The 17,622-nt window shown below is 68.9% G+C and carries 14 protein-coding genes, 1 tRNA gene and 1 pseudogene; 11 read left to right on the top strand and 5 right to left on the bottom strand.

Annotated features, from left to right (window positions below; genetic code table 11):
- The 5 genes and pseudogenes from VIU94_RS18025 to rpmH form a co-directional block, all read right to left on the bottom strand.
- Positions 1 to 244 (bottom strand): annotated as a pseudogene (locus VIU94_RS18025) (single-stranded DNA-binding protein); the annotation flags it as partial.
- A gap of 14 nt (positions 245 to 258) precedes the next feature.
- Complete coding sequence (gene yidC, locus VIU94_RS18020; protein WP_331912708.1) at positions 259 to 1,539, bottom strand: membrane protein insertase YidC; 1,281 nt, start codon at positions 1,537 to 1,539, stop codon at positions 259 to 261.
- A 3-nt stretch (positions 1,540 to 1,542) separates the two neighbouring features.
- The gene (gene yidD, locus VIU94_RS18015; protein WP_331912706.1) at positions 1,543 to 1,869 is read right to left on the bottom strand and encodes a membrane protein insertion efficiency factor YidD; all 327 of its coding nucleotides are present in this window, start codon (positions 1,867 to 1,869) and stop codon (positions 1,543 to 1,545) included.
- A complete protein-coding gene (gene rnpA, locus VIU94_RS18010) occupies positions 1,866 to 2,237 on the bottom strand; it encodes a ribonuclease P protein component (RefSeq protein WP_331912704.1) in 372 nt (123 codons plus the stop codon). Before rnpA ends, yidD begins: the two co-directional genes overlap by 4 nt.
- Positions 2,238 to 2,258: 21 nt before the next feature.
- On the bottom strand, positions 2,259 to 2,396 hold the full coding sequence (rpmH, locus tag VIU94_RS18005; RefSeq protein ID WP_060891143.1) for a 50S ribosomal protein L34: 138 nt from the start codon (positions 2,394 to 2,396) through the stop codon (positions 2,259 to 2,261).
- 383 nt (positions 2,397 to 2,779) lie between these two features.
- Here rpmH and dnaA point away from each other — a divergent pair, with 383 nt between their 5' ends.
- The 11 genes from dnaA to VIU94_RS17950 all read left to right on the top strand — a co-directional run bounded on the left by dnaA (position 2,780) and on the right by VIU94_RS17950 (position 17,616).
- A complete protein-coding gene (gene dnaA, locus VIU94_RS18000; RefSeq protein ID WP_331912702.1) occupies positions 2,780 to 4,570 on the top strand; it encodes a chromosomal replication initiator protein DnaA in 1,791 nt (596 codons plus the stop codon).
- Positions 4,571 to 5,411: 841 nt separating this feature from the next.
- Complete coding sequence (gene dnaN / locus VIU94_RS17995) at positions 5,412 to 6,542, top strand: DNA polymerase III subunit beta (protein WP_318104881.1); 1,131 nt, start codon at positions 5,412 to 5,414, stop codon at positions 6,540 to 6,542.
- Positions 6,543 to 6,720: 178 nt separating this feature from the next.
- Positions 6,721 to 7,599 (top strand): phosphogluconate dehydrogenase (NAD(+)-dependent, decarboxylating), encoded by an 879-nt coding sequence (gnd, locus tag VIU94_RS17990; protein WP_331912700.1) that lies wholly within the window; start codon positions 6,721 to 6,723, stop codon positions 7,597 to 7,599.
- A gap of 55 nt (positions 7,600 to 7,654) precedes the next feature.
- On the top strand, positions 7,655 to 8,776 hold the full coding sequence (gene recF, locus VIU94_RS17985) for a DNA replication/repair protein RecF (protein ID WP_331912698.1): 1,122 nt from the start codon (positions 7,655 to 7,657) through the stop codon (positions 8,774 to 8,776).
- The gene (locus tag VIU94_RS17980) at positions 8,773 to 9,345 is read left to right on the top strand and encodes a DciA family protein (protein ID WP_331912696.1); all 573 of its coding nucleotides are present in this window, start codon (positions 8,773 to 8,775) and stop codon (positions 9,343 to 9,345) included. The genes recF and VIU94_RS17980 overlap by 4 nt, the downstream gene beginning before the upstream one ends.
- A 359-nt stretch (positions 9,346 to 9,704) precedes the next feature.
- Entirely contained in the window at positions 9,705 to 11,753 is a 2,049-nt protein-coding gene (gene gyrB / locus VIU94_RS17975; protein WP_331912694.1) for a DNA topoisomerase (ATP-hydrolyzing) subunit B, read from the top strand.
- Between the two features lie 41 nt (positions 11,754 to 11,794).
- Positions 11,795 to 14,413: a DNA gyrase subunit A gene (gyrA, locus tag VIU94_RS17970; protein WP_331912692.1), complete on the top strand. Its 2,619-nt coding sequence runs from the start codon at positions 11,795 to 11,797 to the stop codon at positions 14,411 to 14,413.
- A gap of 3 nt (positions 14,414 to 14,416) precedes the next feature.
- On the top strand, positions 14,417 to 15,049 hold the full coding sequence (locus VIU94_RS17965) for a DUF3566 domain-containing protein (RefSeq protein ID WP_331912690.1): 633 nt from the start codon (positions 14,417 to 14,419) through the stop codon (positions 15,047 to 15,049).
- A 107-nt stretch (positions 15,050 to 15,156) separates the two neighbouring features.
- Positions 15,157 to 15,230: transfer RNA gene (locus VIU94_RS17960), tRNA-Ile, on the top strand.
- Between the two features lie 154 nt (positions 15,231 to 15,384).
- Positions 15,385 to 15,519, top strand: coding sequence for a DLW-39 family protein (locus tag VIU94_RS17955; RefSeq protein WP_003958712.1), 135 nt, complete (start codon positions 15,385 to 15,387; stop codon positions 15,517 to 15,519).
- 180 nt (positions 15,520 to 15,699) lie between these two features.
- On the top strand, positions 15,700 to 17,616 hold the full coding sequence (locus VIU94_RS17950; RefSeq protein WP_331912688.1) for a vWA domain-containing protein: 1,917 nt from the start codon (positions 15,700 to 15,702) through the stop codon (positions 17,614 to 17,616).
- Positions 17,617 to 17,622 lie beyond the last annotated feature (6 nt).

The following is a 17,622-nucleotide window of genomic DNA, read 5'->3' as shown; positions in this document are numbered from 1 at the left end:
GCTCCTGAAGTGCCTCCAGGACCTCGCCGTCACGGCCGACGAGCTTCTGCAGATCGCGGCTGCCCGAGTCACTGATGATCGAGACCGCGGCCCGGTCGGCCTCGACGTCCATGTCGATGTCACCGTCGAGATCGGCGATGTCGAGCAGACCCTCGAGGTAGTCGGCCGCGATCTCCCCTTCCTGCTCGAGGCGGGTCAGGGTGTCGCCACCCTCGGCGGCGGCCGAGATGGTGCCTTCCGTCACGGATGGACTCCTTCTTACTTCTTGGACGACGGGTGCTTGGGCCGCTGCTGGCCCTTGCGCTGTCCGGACTTGGCCTGGCGGGAGGAGGTACCGGAGTCGGCCCGGCCGGACGCCTTGGAATCAGCGTCCTCGACGGACTCCTTCGGCTTCTTCTCCAGCGAGGTGGGCTCCGAGGAACCCTCGGCATCCTTGGCAGCGGCCTGCTGGCCACCCGCCGCGCCGCCCGACTGACGCTGCGCCTTGCTCTGACGCTTCGGCTGATGCCGCTTGGCAGCGGCCTGGCCCTCGGCCTCCGCCGTGACGACGTCGGCCTTCGCCACCGTGCCGTCCGCCTGCGCCGCGAAGCCGGCCTTGGCCAGACCCGCGAAGAAGCGGCGCTCGTTGTCGTTCCGGTCGCTGCCCTTGGCCACGATCAGCTTGACGATGTTCTTCCGGCGTCGGCCGCGGACCTCACCGTGGTGCGTGACGCTCTTCAGCAGACGCTGCAGGTACGCGTCCTGCGCCTTGCTTCCCGGAGTCGGGTTCTGGCTGATCACATACATCTGCTGGCCCATGGTCCACACGTTGGTGGTCAGCCAGTAGACGAGGACGCCGACGGGGAAGTTGATGCCCATGACGGCGAAGATCAGCGGGAAGATGTACATCAGCATCTTCTGCTGCTGCATGTACGGCGTCTTCACCGAGAGGTCGACGTTCTTCGTCATCAGCTGGCGCTGCGTGAAGAACTGCGAGGCCGACATCAGGATGATCATGATCGCGGTGACGATACGGACCGACGTCAGCGACGCGTCGAGAGCCGCGACCTCCGCAGCACTGTCCGTGAACGTCGCGGCCAGCGGGGCGCCGAAAATGTGCGCCTGACGCGCGCTCGCCAGCAGCGACTCGTCGATCACACCGATCGTCTTGCCCTCGGCGATGTGCGACAGCACCGAGTACAGGGCGAAGAAGAACGGCGACTGCGCCAGGATGGGAAGGCACGAGGAGAGCGGGTTGGTACCCGTCTCCTTGTACAGCTTCATCATCTCTTCGGACTGACGCTGCTTGTCGCTCTTGTAGCGCTCCTGGATCGCCTTCATCTTCGGCTGGAGCGCAGCCATGTTCCGGGTCGACTTGATCTGCTTGACGAACAGCGGGATCAGACAGATCCGGATCAGCACCACCAGGGACACGATGGACAGGCCCCAGGCCCAACCCGTGTCAGGGCCGAAGATCGCCCCGTACATCTTGTGGAACTGAACGATCACCCATGAGACAGGTGTGGTGATGAAGGCGAACAGATTGGCAATCGTGTCCACTAATCAAGCTCCTTGAGCATTGGGCGAGGTCTCTGCGGCCGGGCTCGTCTCGGCGGAGGACCCGCCCTTGTCGCCACGCAGTGCGTTCCGCAGCAGTTCGTGCCAGCGCGGACGCTTGCGCTCGGGCACATGGTCCACACCGCCGGGCGACCACGGATTGCACCGCAGAATGCGCCAGGCGGTCAGGGCCGTGCCCTTGATCGCGCCATGCCGGTCGATGGCCGTGAATCCGTAGTGGGAACACGACGGGTAGTACCGGCACACCGGACCCAGCAGCGGGCTGATCGTCCACTGATACAGCTTGATCAGAGCCAGCAGCGGGTACTTCATCGCGTGCCCCCTCCCAGCAACCGCTGGAGAGCGGCATCCAGGTCTCGGGCCAGGTCAGAATGATCGGCGTCGCCCGCTCCGGGCAGCGCCCGTACAACCACCAGGCTACCGGGGGGCAGCTCGGCCAGCCGATCGCGGATCAGATGACGAAGACGCCGCTTCACCTGGTTGCGAACGACCGCGCCACCCACCGCCTTGCTCACGACGAAACCCGCACGCGTCGGGGGAGCGCTCTCCCCAGGCGCGTGCGGGTCCGTTGCACCGCTGCGTAGATGGACGACGAGAAGCGGGCGACCGGCCCGGCGTCCTCGGCGTACCGCGGTCGCGAAGTCCTCGCGCCGCCTCAGCCGATTCTCGGTAGGCAGCACGTCATGACCCGTTTAAGCGGATCAGGCGGACAGGCTCGAGCGACCCTTGGAACGGCGGTTCGCCAGGATGGCGCGGCCGGCACGCGTCCGCATGCGCAGACGGAAGCCATGGGTCTTCGCGCGACGACGGTTGTTCGGCTGGAAGGTGCGCTTGCTCACTCGGGGGCTCCAGAAATGATTCGTAGATGGCGGGACATCGCCTGGCTGTCACCGTGCGCCCACGAGTAGCTCGCAATACGCCCGAGTGGCACCGCTACATGATCACTGAACGTGATCTTTGCCCATCGGAGGCAGGCGGCAGCAGCCATCGACAACTCGACCTGGTTACGGTACGCGCGGCTACGCCATCCGGTCAAACCGGCCCCACACCGGGCCTCCGGTATGCACAGGCTGTGGACAACAACTTGAACCACGTCAGCCGCCCCGACTACCGTGGCTGAACTCCTGAATCTTTTTCCGTTCTGTCCTTACCTGTCCTGACGGACCCCGACCCACCGTCCCGAGAACCACACATTCGTGGGACCAACGAGGAAGCGTGCCCCGTGGCTGACGTACCTGCCGATCTTGCCGCAGTGTGGCCGCGCGTGCTCGAGCATCTCCTCGCAGAGGGCCAGCAAGGCATCGAACCCAAGGACAAGCAGTGGATCGAGAGGTGTCAGCCTCTCGCACTGGTGGCCGACACCGCGCTGCTCGCCGTCCCCAACGAATGGGGCAAGCGCGTCCTCGAAGGCCGCCTCGCACCACTGATCAGCGACACCCTCAGCCGCGAATGCGGCCGCCCCATCCGGATCGCGATCACCGTCGACGACTCCGCCGGCGAACCCTCCGGCCCCCCGGCGCCCCCCGCCCAGCAGCCCCAGCACGGCCGCTACGACGACCGCGGACCCGCCGAGCCCTACGACAAGTACGACGGCGGCGGCTACGGACACCGCCCCTCCGGCGACGACGGCCTGCCCTCCGTGCGCCCCGCCTACCCGGACTACCAGCAACAGCGCCCCGACCCCGGCGCCTGGCCGCGCACCCAGGAGGACCGTTCCTGGCAGCAGCCCCGGCTCGGCGGCTTCCAGGAACGCGACGCCCCCGCCGAGCAATGGCACGAGCCCTACGGCAGCCGCGCGCAGCAGCCGCCGGCCCCGCGCTACGACGAGCGGCCCGCACCGTACGACCAGCAGCGGCCCGAGCGCGCCGAGCACCCCGAGGGGCACCGTCCGGGACAGCCCCAGGCCCAGCCCGGCCAGGGACCCCGGCACGGCGGCGGCACCGGCGGACAGCCGGCCACAGCCGGCGGCCCCGGCGAACCGCACGCCCGCCTCAACCCCAAGTACCTCTTCGACACCTTCGTCATCGGCTCGTCGAACCGCTTCGCACACGCGGCCGCCGTCGCCGTCGCCGAAGCCCCCGCCAAGGCGTACAACCCCCTCTTCATCTATGGGGAGTCGGGCCTCGGCAAGACGCACCTGCTGCACGCCATCGGGCACTACGCGCGAAGCCTCTACCCCGGCACCCGGGTGCGGTACGTGAGCTCGGAGGAGTTCACCAACGAGTTCATCAACTCCATCCGCGACGGCAAGGGCGACGCCTTCCGCAAGCGCTACCGCGACGTGGACATCCTGCTCGTCGACGACATCCAGTTCCTCGCGAGCAAGGAGTCGACGCAGGAGGAGTTCTTCCACACCTTCAACACGCTGCACAACGCGAACAAGCAGATCGTGCTCTCCTCGGACCGGCCGCCCAAGCAGCTGATGACCCTGGAGGACCGGCTGCGCAACCGATTCGAGTGGGGCCTGACCACCGACGTGCAGCCGCCGGAGCTGGAGACGCGGATCGCGATCCTGCGCAAGAAGGCGGTCCAGGAGCAGCTCAACGCCCCGCCGGAGGTACTGGAGTTCATCGCCTCCCGGATCTCGCGGAACATCCGTGAGCTGGAGGGTGCGCTGATCCGCGTGACGGCGTTCGCCTCGCTCAACCGGCAGCCGGTGGACCTCGGCCTCACCGAGATCGTGCTCAAGGACCTGATCCCCGGCGGCGAGGACTCGGCGCCGGAGATCACCGCCCCCGCCATCATGGCGTCGACGGCCGACTACTTCGGGCTGACGGTCGAGGACCTCTGTGGATCCTCGCGCAGCCGGGTCCTGGTGACGGCCCGCCAGATCGCCATGTACCTGTGCCGGGAGCTGACCGACCTCTCGCTGCCGAAGATCGGCGCGCACTTCGGCGGCCGCGACCACACGACGGTCATGCACGCCGACCGGAAGATCCGGGCGCTGATGGCGGAGCGGCGCTCCATCTACAACCAGGTCACGGAGCTCACCAACCGCATCAAGAACGGCTGACGCCGGCCGCCGGAACAGCACGCAGGGCGCCTCGGGACACCGTCCCGGGGCGCCTTTTCGCGTGTGCGGACCGGCGTTCTCGCACGGGTGGACCCGGGCGGGCACCTGTGTACGGGGCCGTGGTGTTCGAATACCGAGTGGTCGGTCTCAGTTCTCCACAGAAGTGGGGACGATCTTCCGTCCACAGCCTGGGGACTCCCAAGTTGTCCAGATTGTGTCCACAGCTCCGGTGGAGGGAAGATCATCGCAGCAGGTCAAGGGCCTGTGGAATTGTGATCAACCAGGTTCCACAGACTGTGGACGAATCTGCCGTCCACAGGAGGCCCCGCGACTTGTCCACGGGCGACCCACAGGACAGCGGGACTTGTCCCCAGGTTTCCCACACCCCTGTCCACTGTTCGGCAAGGAAACACCCGGGATCACCGAGTCGAGTGAAAGCGGTCACACCAAGGGAGACGGTTGGGCTGTGGGGAACGTGGGTAAAGCTGGGGACAGCGCTGGGGAGAAGTCCATGTCGCCTGTGCATGGGGTGTGCAGAACTTTCGGGTGTCCACAGAACCCCCTAGTTGTCCACCGGTGTCACCCACAGGGTCGGTGGACAAAAAACCGGGCCTGACCTGCGTGGATGGCGTTATCCACGGTTTCCACAGCCCCTACTACTACTCCCACTTAGAGTTACCGGGAAATTCGCTTCGAAGTGGGTGCTGTGCACAACTCGGGGCCGGACCGCCTGGCGCGGCTCGTCGCGACTTGACCCCGAGCCGCACCGAGTGTCGGTGGCGTACGTCAGACTGGTTCCCGCCAGTCGACGAAGAGCCAGCAACAGCAGGAGGCGGTTCCGGTGAAGATCCGGGTGGAGCGCGATGTACTCGCGGAGGCGGTGGCCTGGGTGGCCCGGAGCCTCCCGGCCCGTCCGCCGGCGCCCGTGCTCGCGGGCCTTCTGCTGAAGGCCGAGGACGGCGCCCTCAGCTTCTCGAGCTTCGACTACGAGGTCTCGGCCCGGGTGTCCGTCGAGGCCGAGGTCGAGGAGGACGGCACGGTCCTGGTCTCCGGCCGGCTGCTCGCCGACATCTGCCGCGCCCTCCCCAACCGCCCCGTCGAGATCTCCACAGACGGTGTACGGGCGACCGTGGTCTGCGGCTCCTCCCGCTTCACCCTGCACACCCTGCCGGTGGAGGAGTACCCGGCGCTGCCGCAGATGCCGACCGCCACGGGCACCGTCCCCGGCGAGGTCTTCGCCTCCGCCGCCCAGCAGGTGGCCATCGCCGCCGGCCGCGACGACACGCTGCCGGTGCTGACCGGTGTGCGCATCGAGATCGAGGGCGACACCGTCACGCTGGCCTCCACCGACCGCTACCGCTTCGCGGTCCGCGAGTTCCTGTGGAAGCCGGAGTCGCCGGACGCGTCCGCCGTCGCCCTGGTGCCCGCGAAGACCCTGCTGGACACGGCCAAGGCGCTGACCAGCGGCGACACGGTCACCCTGGCGCTCTCCGGCTCCGGTGCGGGCGAGGGCCTGATCGGTTTCGAGGGCGCGGGCCGGCGGACCACCACCCGCCTGCTCGAGGGCGACCTGCCCAAGTACCGCACGCTCTTCCCGACCGAGTTCAACTCCGTCGCGGTGATCGAGACCGCCCCGTTCGTCGAGGCCGTCAAGCGTGTGGCCCTGGTCGCCGAGCGGAACACCCCGGTGCGGCTGAGCTTCGAGCAGGGCGTGCTGATCCTGGAGGCCGGCTCCAGCGACGACGCACAGGCTGTGGAGCGCGTGGACGCGCAGCTGGAGGGCGACGACATCTCGATCGCCTTCAACCCGACCTTCCTGCTGGACGGCCTGAGCGCGATCGACTCCCCGGTCGCCCAGCTCTCGTTCACCACGTCCACCAAGCCCGCGCTGCTGAGCGGCAAGCCAGCGGTCGACGCGGAGGCGGACGAGGCGTACAAGTACCTGATCATGCCGGTGCGGCTGAGCGGCTGACGCCTCTGCTGGGGGTCCGGGGGGCGTCCCCCGGGAAGACGCCGGATGCAGGTGCGGCTGAGCGGCTGACATCGCTTCGGGGCCCGTCGATTGAGCGGCTGACCCCACAGGTGTGCGCGCGGGTCCGGGCGTAGGCTCGGACCCGGGTAAACCGCACACGACGCTTAAGGAATCTCTGATGGAGCTCGGTCTCGTCGGTCTCGGCAAGATGGGCGGCAACATGCGTGAGCGCATCCGCCGCGCAGGCCACACCGTCATCGGATACGACCGCAATCCGGACCTCGCGGATGTCCACAGCCTGGAAGAGCTTGTGGGCAAGCTCAAGGCTCCGCGCGTCGTGTGGGTCATGGTTCCCGCCGGCGAGGCGACCCAGTCCACGATCGACGAGCTGGCCGAGCTGCTCTCCCCCGGCGACATCGTCGTGGACGGCGGCAACTCCCGCTGGACGGACGACGAGAAGCACGCCGAGGAGCTCGCCGCCAAGGGCATCGGCTTCGTCGACTGCGGCGTGTCCGGCGGTGTGTGGGGCCTGGAGAACGGCTACGCGCTGATGTACGGCGGCGACGCCGAGCACGTGGCGCGGGTGCAGCCGGTCTTCGACGCGCTGAAGCCCGAGGGCGAGTTCGGCGCGGTCCACGCGGGCAAGGTGGGCGCCGGGCACTTCGCGAAGATGGTTCACAACGGCATCGAGTACGCGATGATGCAGGCCTACGCCGAGGGCTGGGAGCTCCTGGAGAAGGTCGACTCGGTCACCGACGTGCGGGAGGTCTTCCGGTCCTGGCAGGAGGGCACGGTCATTCGTTCCTGGCTGCTGGACCTGGCGGTCAACGCGCTGGACGAGGACGAGCACCTGGAGAAGCTGCGCGGCTACGCGGCGGACTCCGGCGAGGGCCGGTGGACGGTCGAGGCCGCGATCGACAACGCGGTGCCGCTGCCGGCGATCACCGCCTCGCTGTTCGCGCGGTTCGCCTCGCGTCAGGACGACTCCCCGCAGATGAAGATGATCGCCGCGCTGCGCAACCAGTTCGGCGGCCACGCGGTCGAGACGAAGAAGTAATCCACAGGCTGTGCACCCGGCGGTGCACAGCAGCCGGGGAAGGTCGGCGCACATCATGCACGTCACGCATCTGTCGCTGGCCGACTTCCGCTCGTACGCCCGGGTCGAGGTTCCGCTCGATCCGGGCGTCACCGCGTTCGTGGGGGCGAACGGGCAGGGGAAGACGAATCTCGTCGAGGCGGTCGGCTATCTCGCCACGCTCGGCAGCCACCGGGTCGCCTCGGACGCGCCGCTGGTGCGGATGGGCGCGGAGCGGGCGATCATCCGGGCGGCGGTGACGCAGGGCGAGCGGTCGCAGCTGGTGGAGCTTGAGCTGAACCCGGGGCGGGCGAATCGCGCCCGGATCAACAGGTCTTCGCAGGTCAAGCCGCGTGACGTGCTGGGGATCGTACGGACGGTGCTGTTCGCGCCGGAGGACCTGGCGCTGGTGAAGGGCGATCCCGGGGAGCGTCGGCGCTTCCTGGACGAGCTGATCACGGCGCGGTCGCCGCGGATGGCGGGCGTGCGGTCCGACTATGAGCGGGTGCTCAAGCAGCGGAACACGCTGCTGAAGTCCGCGGCGATGGCCCGGCGGCACGGTGGGCGGTCGATGGACATGTCGACGCTGGACGTGTGGGATCAGCATCTGGCCCGGGCGGGCGCGGAGCTGCTGGCGCAGCGGCTGGATCTGATCGCGACGCTGCAGCCGCTGGCGGACAAGGCGTACGAGCAGCTGGCGCCTGGCGGCGGACCGGTTCTGCTGGAGTACCGGCCTTCCGCGCCGGGTGCCGGGCATACCCGTGAGGAGCTGTACGGGCAGCTGATCGCCGCGCTCGCGGACGTGCGCAAGCAGGAGATCGAGCGCGGGGTCACGCTGGTCGGGCCGCACCGCGACGAGCTGCTGCTCAAGCTGGGCGATCTGCCGGCGAAGGGGTATGCGAGCCACGGCGAGTCCTGGTCGTTCGCGCTGGCGCTGCGGCTGGCCTCGTACGACTTGCTGCGTGCGGAGGGCAATGAGCCGGTGCTGGTGCTCGACGACGTGTTCGCGGAGCTGGACGCGCGGCGCCGTGAGCGGCTGGCGGAGCTGGTGGCTCCGGGCGAGCAGGTGCTGGTGACGGCGGCGGTGGACGACGATGTGCCGGGGGTTCTGGCCGGGGTGCGGTACGCCGTGGCCGGCGGCGAGGTGGAGCGGGTATGAGCGAGGAGTTCCTTCCCCAGGCTGGGGACAAGTCTGTGGGATCGGCGGCCTCCGTTCCCGAGCCCTCGGGTGTGGATCTCGCGCGGGTCGCGTTGCGTGCGGCGAAGGAGCAGGCGCGGGCGCGGGGCGCGGCGGCGCAGCAGAAGAAGCAGGCGCGGCGTGGGGGCGGGCTGCGTTCCGGCGCGCATGCGGACGGGCGTGATCCGATGGCGCTCGGCTCGGCCATCAACCGGTTGATCACCGAGCGGGGCTGGGAGACGCCGGCGGCGGTCGGCGGGGTGATGGGGCGCTGGCCGCAGATCGTGGGCGAGGATCTGGCGAAGCACTGTGTGCCGCTGCGGTACGACGAGGAGCCGGATGCGCGGGTGCTGACGGTGCAGTGCGACTCGACGGCGTGGGCGACGCAGTTGCGGCTGCTGGCGCCGCGGCTCGTGGCGCGGCTGAACGAGGATCTGGGGCACGGGACGGTGCGGGTGATCAAGGTGCTGGGGCCTTCGGCGGGGCCGCGGCGGGGGTATGGGGCGTTGCGGGCGCCGGGGTCTGTGGGGCCGGGCGACACGTACGGCTGACGTTGCCGGTGCATGCGGGCGCGCCCTGGGGCGCCCGTGGTGCGGGGCCCTGGCGCGGGCAGCGCGTTCGTGGGCTGTGCCCACCCCTTCCGCCCTGCGGAACGACTGCCCACAGCGGCCTCCGGGACGATGCCCACAGCTGGTAACAGCTCGAAGCGCTCGGTGGCCGTCAGGGGCCTCTGGAGCCCCTCCCCGAATATGGGGAGTCGTCTCGCCACCGCTCAGGGCGGCACATGCGCATTCAGGTACCGGCAAACCCCCATGAGTGTCAGTGGTACCGGTAGACTGGGAGACAATCCCGCCACCCTGCGGAACATGTCGAACGACGCAGCCGCTCCCGTATGCCCGGAGAACGGCCTGTGCTGTGCCAGAAAGGGCGCTTCGTGGCCGATTCCGGCAACCCCAACGAGATCACCCCGTCCGCCAACGCTGCGTCGTACGACGCCAGCGCGATCACCGTCCTCGAGGGTCTGGACGCGGTCCGCAAGCGCCCCGGCATGTACATCGGCTCGACCGGTGAACGGGGACTGCACCACATGGTGCAGGAGGTCGTCGACAACTCCGTCGACGAGGCCCTGGCCGGCCACGCGGACACCATCGACGTCACGATCCTGGCCGACGGCGGCGTGCGCGTCGTCGACAACGGGCGCGGCATCCCGGTCGGCATCGTGCCGTCCGAGGGCAAGCCGGCCGTCGAGGTCGTGCTGACGGTCCTCCACGCGGGCGGCAAGTTCGGCGGCGGCGGCTACGCGGTCTCCGGCGGTCTGCACGGCGTCGGCGTCTCCGTCGTCAACGCCCTCTCCACCAAGGTCTCGGTGGAGATCAAGACCGACGGCTACCGCTGGACGCAGGACTACAAGCTGGGCGCCCCGACCGCGCCCCTCGCCAAGCACGAGGAGACCGACGAGACCGGCACCTCGGTCACGTTCTGGTCCGACCCGGACATCTTCGAGACCACCGAGTACTCCTTCGAGACGCTCTCGCGCCGTTTCCAGGAGATGGCCTTCCTCAACAAGGGCCTCACCATCGCGCTCACCGACGAGCGAGAGTCCGCGAAGGCCACGGTCGGCGCCGACGACCCGGACGCCGAGGCCGCCGCCGAGCCGACCGCGCGCACGGTGAAGTACCACTACGAGGGCGGCATCGTCGACTTCGTGAAGTACCTCAACTCGCGCAAGGGCGAGCTGATCCACCCGACCGTCATCGACGTCGAGGCCGAGGACAAGGAGCGGACGCTCTCGGTCGAGATCGCGATGCAGTGGAACTCGCAGTACAGCGAGGGCGTGTACTCGTTCGCGAACACGATCCACACGCATGAGGGCGGTACGCACGAGGAGGGCTTCCGGGCCGCGCTGACGGGTCTGGTGAACCGCTACGCGCGTGACAAGAAGCTGCTGCGCGAGAAGGACGACAACCTCACGGGTGAGGACATCCGCGAGGGTCTGACGGCGATCATCTCGGTCAAGCTGGGCGAGCCGCAGTTCGAGGGCCAGACGAAGACGAAGCTGGGCAACACGGAGGCCAAGACCTTCGTGCAGAAGATCGTCCACGAGCACCTCAACGACTGGTTCGACCGCAACCCCGTCGAGGCCGCGGACATCATCCGCAAGTCGATCCAGGCGGCCACTGCGCGCGTGGCGGCCCGCAAGGCGCGTGACCTGACCCGCCGCAAGGGTCTGCTGGAGTCGGCGTCCCTCCCGGGCAAGCTGAGCGACTGCCAGTCGAACGACCCGACGAAGTGCGAGATCTTCATCGTCGAGGGTGACTCCGCCGGCGGCTCGGCCAAGTCCGGTCGCAACCCGATGTACCAGGCCATCCTGCCGATTCGCGGCAAGATCCTGAACGTCGAGAAGGCCCGGATCGACAAGATCCTGCAGAACACCGAGGTCCAGGCGCTGATCTCGGCCTTCGGCACCGGAGTCCACGAGGACTTCGACATCGAGAAGCTCCGCTATCACAAGATCATTCTGATGGCGGACGCCGACGTCGACGGTCAGCACATCAACACCTTGCTGCTGACCTTCCTCTTCCGCTTCATGCGTCCGCTGGTCGAGGCCGGTCACGTCTACCTCTCCCGCCCGCCGCTCTACAAGATCAAGTGGGGTCGGGACGACTTCGAGTACGCGTACTCGGACCGTGAGCGGGACGCGCTGGTCGAGCTGGGCAAGCAGAACGGCAAGCGGATCCGTGAGGACTCGATCCAGCGCTTCAAGGGTCTGGGCGAGATGAACGCGGAGGAGCTGCGCGTCACCACCATGGACCAGGACCACCGTGTCCTCGGCCAGGTGACCCTGGACGACGCGGCGCAGGCGGACGACCTGTTCTCGGTGCTGATGGGTGAGGACGTCGAGGCCCGGCGCTCCTTCATCCAGCGCAACGCCAAGGACGTTCGCTTCCTCGACATCTGAGTCGGTCTCAGCTGACCGTACGAAAGGACTGACGACCAGCAATGGCCGACGAGAACCCCCCTGTGACGACCGAAGAAGAAGAGCCGGTGCTGCGGATCGAGCCCGTCGGGCTCGAGACCGAGATGCAGCGCTCGTACCTCGACTACGCGATGTCCGTCATCGTGTCGCGTGCGCTGCCCGACGTGCGGGACGGCCTCAAGCCGGTGCACCGCCGTGTGCTGTACGCGATGTACGACGGCGGTTACCGGCCCGAGAAGGGCTTCTACAAGTGCGCCCGTGTCGTCGGCGACGTCATGGGCACGTACCACCCGCACGGCGACTCCTCGATCTACGACGCGCTGGTCCGCCTCGCGCAGCCGTGGTCGATGCGGCTGCCGCTGGTGGACTCCAACGGCAACTTCGGTTCTCCGGGCAACGACCCGGCCGCCGCCATGCGGTACACCGAGTGCAAGATGATGCCGCTGGCCATGGAGATGCTCCGGGACATCGACGAGGAGACCGTCGACTTCCAGGACAACTACGACGGCCGGAACCAGGAGCCGACGGTTCTGCCGGCGCGCTTCCCGAACCTGCTGGTCAACGGCTCGGCCGGTATCGCGGTCGGTATGGCGACCAACATTCCGCCGCACAATCTGCGCGAGGTCGCGGCCGGCGCGCAGTGGGCGCTGGAGCACCCGGAGGCGACGCACGAGGAGCTGCTCGACGCGCTGATCGAGCGGATCAAGGGCCCCGACTTCCCGACCGGCGCGCTGGTCGTGGGCCGCAAGGGCATCGAGGAGGCGTACCGCACGGGTCGTGGCTCGATCACGATGCGCGCGGTCGTCGAGGTCGAGGAGATCCAGAACCGCCAGTGCCTGGTGGTCACGGAGCTTCCGTACCAGACCAACCCGGACAACCTCGCACAGAAGATCGCCGACCTGGTGAAGGACGGCAAGATCGGCGGCATCGCCGACGTCCGCGACGAGACCTCGTCCCGTACCGGCCAGCGGCTCGTCATCGTGCTCAAGCGCGACGCCGTCGCCAAGGTCGTGCTCAACAACCTGTACAAGCACACCGACCTGCAGACGAACTTCGGCGCGAACATGCTGGCGCTCGTCGACGGTGTGCCGCGCACGCTCTCGCTGGACGCGTTCATCCGCCACTGGGTGACGCACCAGATCGAGGTCATCGTGCGCCGGACCCGCTTCCGGCTGCGCAAGGCCGAGGAGCGCGCCCACATCCTGCGCGGTCTGCTCAAGGCGCTGGACGCGATCGACGAGGTCATCGCGCTGATCCGGCGCAGTGACACGGTCGAGGTCGCGCGCGAGGGCCTGATGGGGCTGCTGCAGATCGACGAGATCCAGGCCAACGCCATCCTCGAGATGCAGCTGCGCCGGCTCGCCGCCCTGGAGCGCCAGAAGATCGTCGCCGAGCACGACGAGCTCCAGGCGAAGATCAACGAGTACAACGCGATCCTCGCGTCCGAGGAGCGTCAGCGCGCCATCGTCAGCGAGGAGTTGGCGCTGCTCGTCGAGAAGTTCGGCGACGACCGCCGCTCCAAGCTGGTGCCCTTCGACGGTGACATGTCCATCGAGGACCTGATCGCCGAGGAGGACATCGTCGTCACCATCACGCGTGGCGGCTATGTGAAGCGGACGAAGACCGAGGACTACCGTTCGCAGAAGCGCGGCGGCAAGGGTGTGCGCGGCACGAAGCTGAAGCAGGACGACATCGTCGACCACTTCTTCGTCTCGACCACGCACCACTGGCTGCTGTTCTTCACGAACAAGGGCCGGGTGTACCGGGCGAAGGCGTACGAGCTTCCGGACGCCGGCCGGGACGCGCGCGGTCAGCACGTGGCGAACCTGCTGGCCTTCCAGCCGGACGAGCAGATCGCGGAGATCCTCGCGATCCGCGACTACGAGGCCGCGCCGTACCTGGTGCTCGCCACGAAGGGCGGTCTGGTGAAGAAGACCGCGCTGAAGGACTACGACTCGCCGCGTTCCGGCGGTGTCATCGCGATCAACCTCCGGGAGACCGAGGACGGCAGCGATGACGAGCTGATCGGCGCGGAGCTGGTGTCGGCGGAGGACGATCTGCTGCTCATCAGCAAGAAGGCGCAGTCGATCCGGTTCACCGCGACGGACGACGCGCTGCGGCCGATGGGACGGGCGACGTCCGGCGTCAAGGGCATGAGTTTCCGCGAGGGAGACGAACTGCTCTCGATGAATGTCGTCCGGCCGGGTACGTTCGTCTTCACCGCCACCGACGGTGGGTACGCGAAGCGGACCAACGTCGACGAGTACCGCGTCCAGGGTCGCGGTGGCCTCGGCATCAAGGCCGCCAAGATCGTGGAGGACCGTGGTTCGCTGGTGGGCGCGCTGGTGGTCGAGGAGACCGACGAGATCCTCGCCATCACGCTGTCCGGCGGTGTGATTCGTACGCGCGTCAATGAAGTCAGGGAGACCGGCCGTGACACCATGGGCGTCCAGCTGATCAACCTGGGCAAGCGCGATGCCGTCGTCGGGATCGCGCGCAACGCCGAGGCGGGCAGCGAGGCCGACGAGGTCGACGGTGTCGAGGACGCCGACGGCGTCGAGGCCACCGATGGTGTCGAGGCCGCTGTCGCGGTCGAGACGGTCGAGGACACGGAGTCCGCGGCCGGGGAGCACGAGGAGTAGAGCGTGAGTGGAGCCATGGGCGCCGGATCGGCCGCTGCTGGAGCTGCTTCTGGAGCGAACGGTGCCCGTGGCTCCGCCACGGACTCCCAGGGGGTTGGCGTGACATACGGCAACAACGGGCCGCTGCCCGGCGAGCGGACGGGGGCCGCGCCGACGGCGCAGCCGTACCACCCGCCGCAGGCCTACGCGGACCGGCAGGGGCAGGGCGGGCCGGCGGGCGACGCGGCCATGCGGCGGCCGCGTACGGGGGCGCGCACGACGCCCCGGACGCGCAAGGCGCGGCTGCGGGTGGCCAAGGCCGATCCGTGGTCGGTGATGAAGGTGAGCTTCCTGCTCTCCATCGCGCTGGGCATCTGCACGGTCGTCGCGGCGGCGGTGCTGTGGATGGTCATGGACGCCATGGGCGTCTTCTCCACGGTCGGCGGGACGATCAGCGAGGCGACGGGCTCGAACGAGTCCAACGGCTTCGACCTGCAGTCGTTCCTGTCGCTGCCGCGGGTGCTGATGTTCACCTCGGTGATCGCCGTGATCGACGTGGTGCTCGCCACGGCGCTGGCGACGCTGGGCGCGTTCATCTACAACCTGTCGGCCGGCTTCGTCGGCGGTGTGGAGCTCACGCTGGCGGAGGACGAGTAGGTCCGCCGGTCCGCGACGGGGGGCCGTCGGAACCGATTTTGGGACTGGCCCCCACGTGCGCTAATCTTCAGGAGTCAGCGCGCGGGACACACACCGCAGAGCGCGGCGGGGCTATAGCTCAGTTGGTTAGAGCGCATCCCTGATAAGGATGAGGCCACAGGTTCAAATCCTGTTAGCCCCACAGACAATGATCGGCCCGGACGGAACTTCCCGTCCGGGCCGATCGTTTTATGGCCGTGGGCCCGGCCTTGAGGTAGGTCACCAATCGGTATCGGTCGGTGTGTATAGTCGGGCGGCAGTAGTCCTCATACGTCAAGGAAAGACGAGGTCGCGCGGTGAAGAAGCTTCTCCTGGTCGCACTGGCCGCCATCGGCGGGCTCCTCGTGTACCGCCAGATCCAGGCGGATCGCGCCGAGCAGGATCTGTGGACGGAGGCGACCGACTCCGTGCCCGCAGGTTCGGGTGTGTGAGACGCGCACGGTCTGAACGACGAAGCCCCGGCCGCTTTCGAGCGGCCGGGGCTTCTCGCTGTTCCGGCGCGGTCGCGGGGCCTGTTTCACGACCGTGACACCACCCCTCTTGAGTTCGCCTACGCAAATCATTAACTTGCAAGAGCAAAGTTGCGTGGTCACGGTCAAGGGGGGACTCCAGTGAGAGCACTACTGCGCCGCCGGACGGCGGCGGGATGGATCGCCGGGGCGCTGCTCGCCCTGGCACTGACGCCGGCGACCGGCGCGGCCGCCGCCCCGGCGGCCGAGGGGGACGGCCGGAGCAGCCTGGTGATGGTGCTGGACTCCTCCGGCTCCATGGCCGACGACGACGGCTCCGGGCGCACCCGCATGGAGGCCGCCCGCGCCGCCGTGGGGACGGTCGTCGACAGCCTGCCCGACGGGTATCCCACCGGACTTCGGGTGTACGGCGCCGACCGTGAGCGGGGCTGCACCGACACCCGGCTCGTCACGCCGGTCGAACCGCTGGACCGCGCCGGGCTGAAGCAGGCCGTCGCCTCGGTGAAGCCCAAGGGCGACACCCCGATCGGGCTGTCGCTGCAGAAGGCCGCGGCCGACCTGCCCGCGTCGCCGGCCGGCGCCATCGGGACGCGGACGATCCTGCTGATCTCCGACGGCGAAGACACCTGCGGGACGCCCAAGCCCTGCGAGGTCGCCGAGGAGCTCGCCGAGGACGGCGTCGGCCTGCGCATCGACACCGTCGGCTTCCAGGTCCGCGGCAAGGCCCGCGAGCAGTTGGAGTGCGTCGCCGAGGCGGGCAACGGGCGGTACTACGACGCCCCGGACGCCGCCGCGCTCGCCCGACAGCTGCAGCGCGCCTCGCAGTTGTCGGCCGACGGCTACCGGCTGCGGGGCAAGCGGGTCGAGGGCACGGCGACGCGCGATCGCGCGCCCCGGATGGTTCCGGGGCAGTACCTGGACACCATCGGCCCCGGCGAGAAGCGGCACTACGCGGTCGACCTGGACGCCGCCTCCACCGCCGACTTCTCGGCGACGGCGGTGCCCCAGCCCGGCGCGGCCGTGGACATGCTGGACGCGCTGAGCGCCAGCATCGTCCACGGCGCCGACAGCACCTGCGAGTCGAGCACCGAGATGTTCTCCCAGCACGAGGGCGCGACCCCGCTCACGGCGGCGGTCCTGCGCGTCCCGAGCGAGTCCGGCACCGCCTCCTGCGACGAGGCGGGCCGCTACTGGCTGGTCGTCGAGCGCAAGAGCCAGCCCGACTCCGACGCGGCGCGCTGGCCGCTGGAGTTGACGTACGCGACCGAGGCGCCGCCGGCGAAGGGCACGACGCTCGCCCCGTCGCAGCCGGAGTACGGCAAGGGCGGCAAGGACGCCGTGCTGCCGACCGGCGACCCGAAGGACGTGCGCGCCGGCACCGGCTTCAACGACGCCCGCGAGATCGGGACCGGCGTATGGCGGGACCGCCTGGTGCCCGCCCAGACGCTCTGGTTCCGCGTCCCGGTCGGCTGGGGCCAGCAGCTGCGCTACGACGTGGAGTTCGCCAACGAACCGACCGTGAAGGGCCTTGGGACGACCTTCTCGTACGGGGCGACCGAGGTGTACACGCCGGCCCGTAACCCGGTCGGCGCCGGGGCGATCGGGTTCACCCCGCGGACCGTCTACAACGGCCGCCCGGCGGAGCTGAATCTGGGCACCGTGCCGATCGCCTGGACCAACCGGCACGAGAGCAACCCGAACGTCGTGCCCGTGCACACCAAGGGCGGCTTCTACATCGCCGTGACGCTCGGCGCGAGGGCCGCCGAGATCGCCGAGAACCCGCAGATCGGGGTGGTGCTGCGGGTCGCCGTGCTCGGCGAGGAGCGCGCCGGGCCCCAGCACGACGCTCCGGTGCTCGATCGGAAGCCGACTGATCGGGACGATTCGCCCGGCCGCGCAGACAGCGGAGGGACGGGCGGGGCAGGATGGACCGGCACCGCGGCCGCCGCCGCCGCGGGCGGCGCGGTCGTCCTGATCGCGGGAGCAGTGCTCGTACTCGTACGACGCAGGGCGGCGACCCGGGCGACGGGCACGGAGACGACGAGGAGAAGCGCGTGAGGACGC

It is taken from the genome of Streptomyces sp., assembly GCF_036566765.1.
GTDB lineage: Bacteria > Actinomycetota > Actinomycetes > Streptomycetales > Streptomycetaceae > Streptomyces.
The sequence above is the reverse complement of the archived record's forward strand: the minus strand, read 5'-3'. Positions and strand labels throughout refer to the sequence as shown.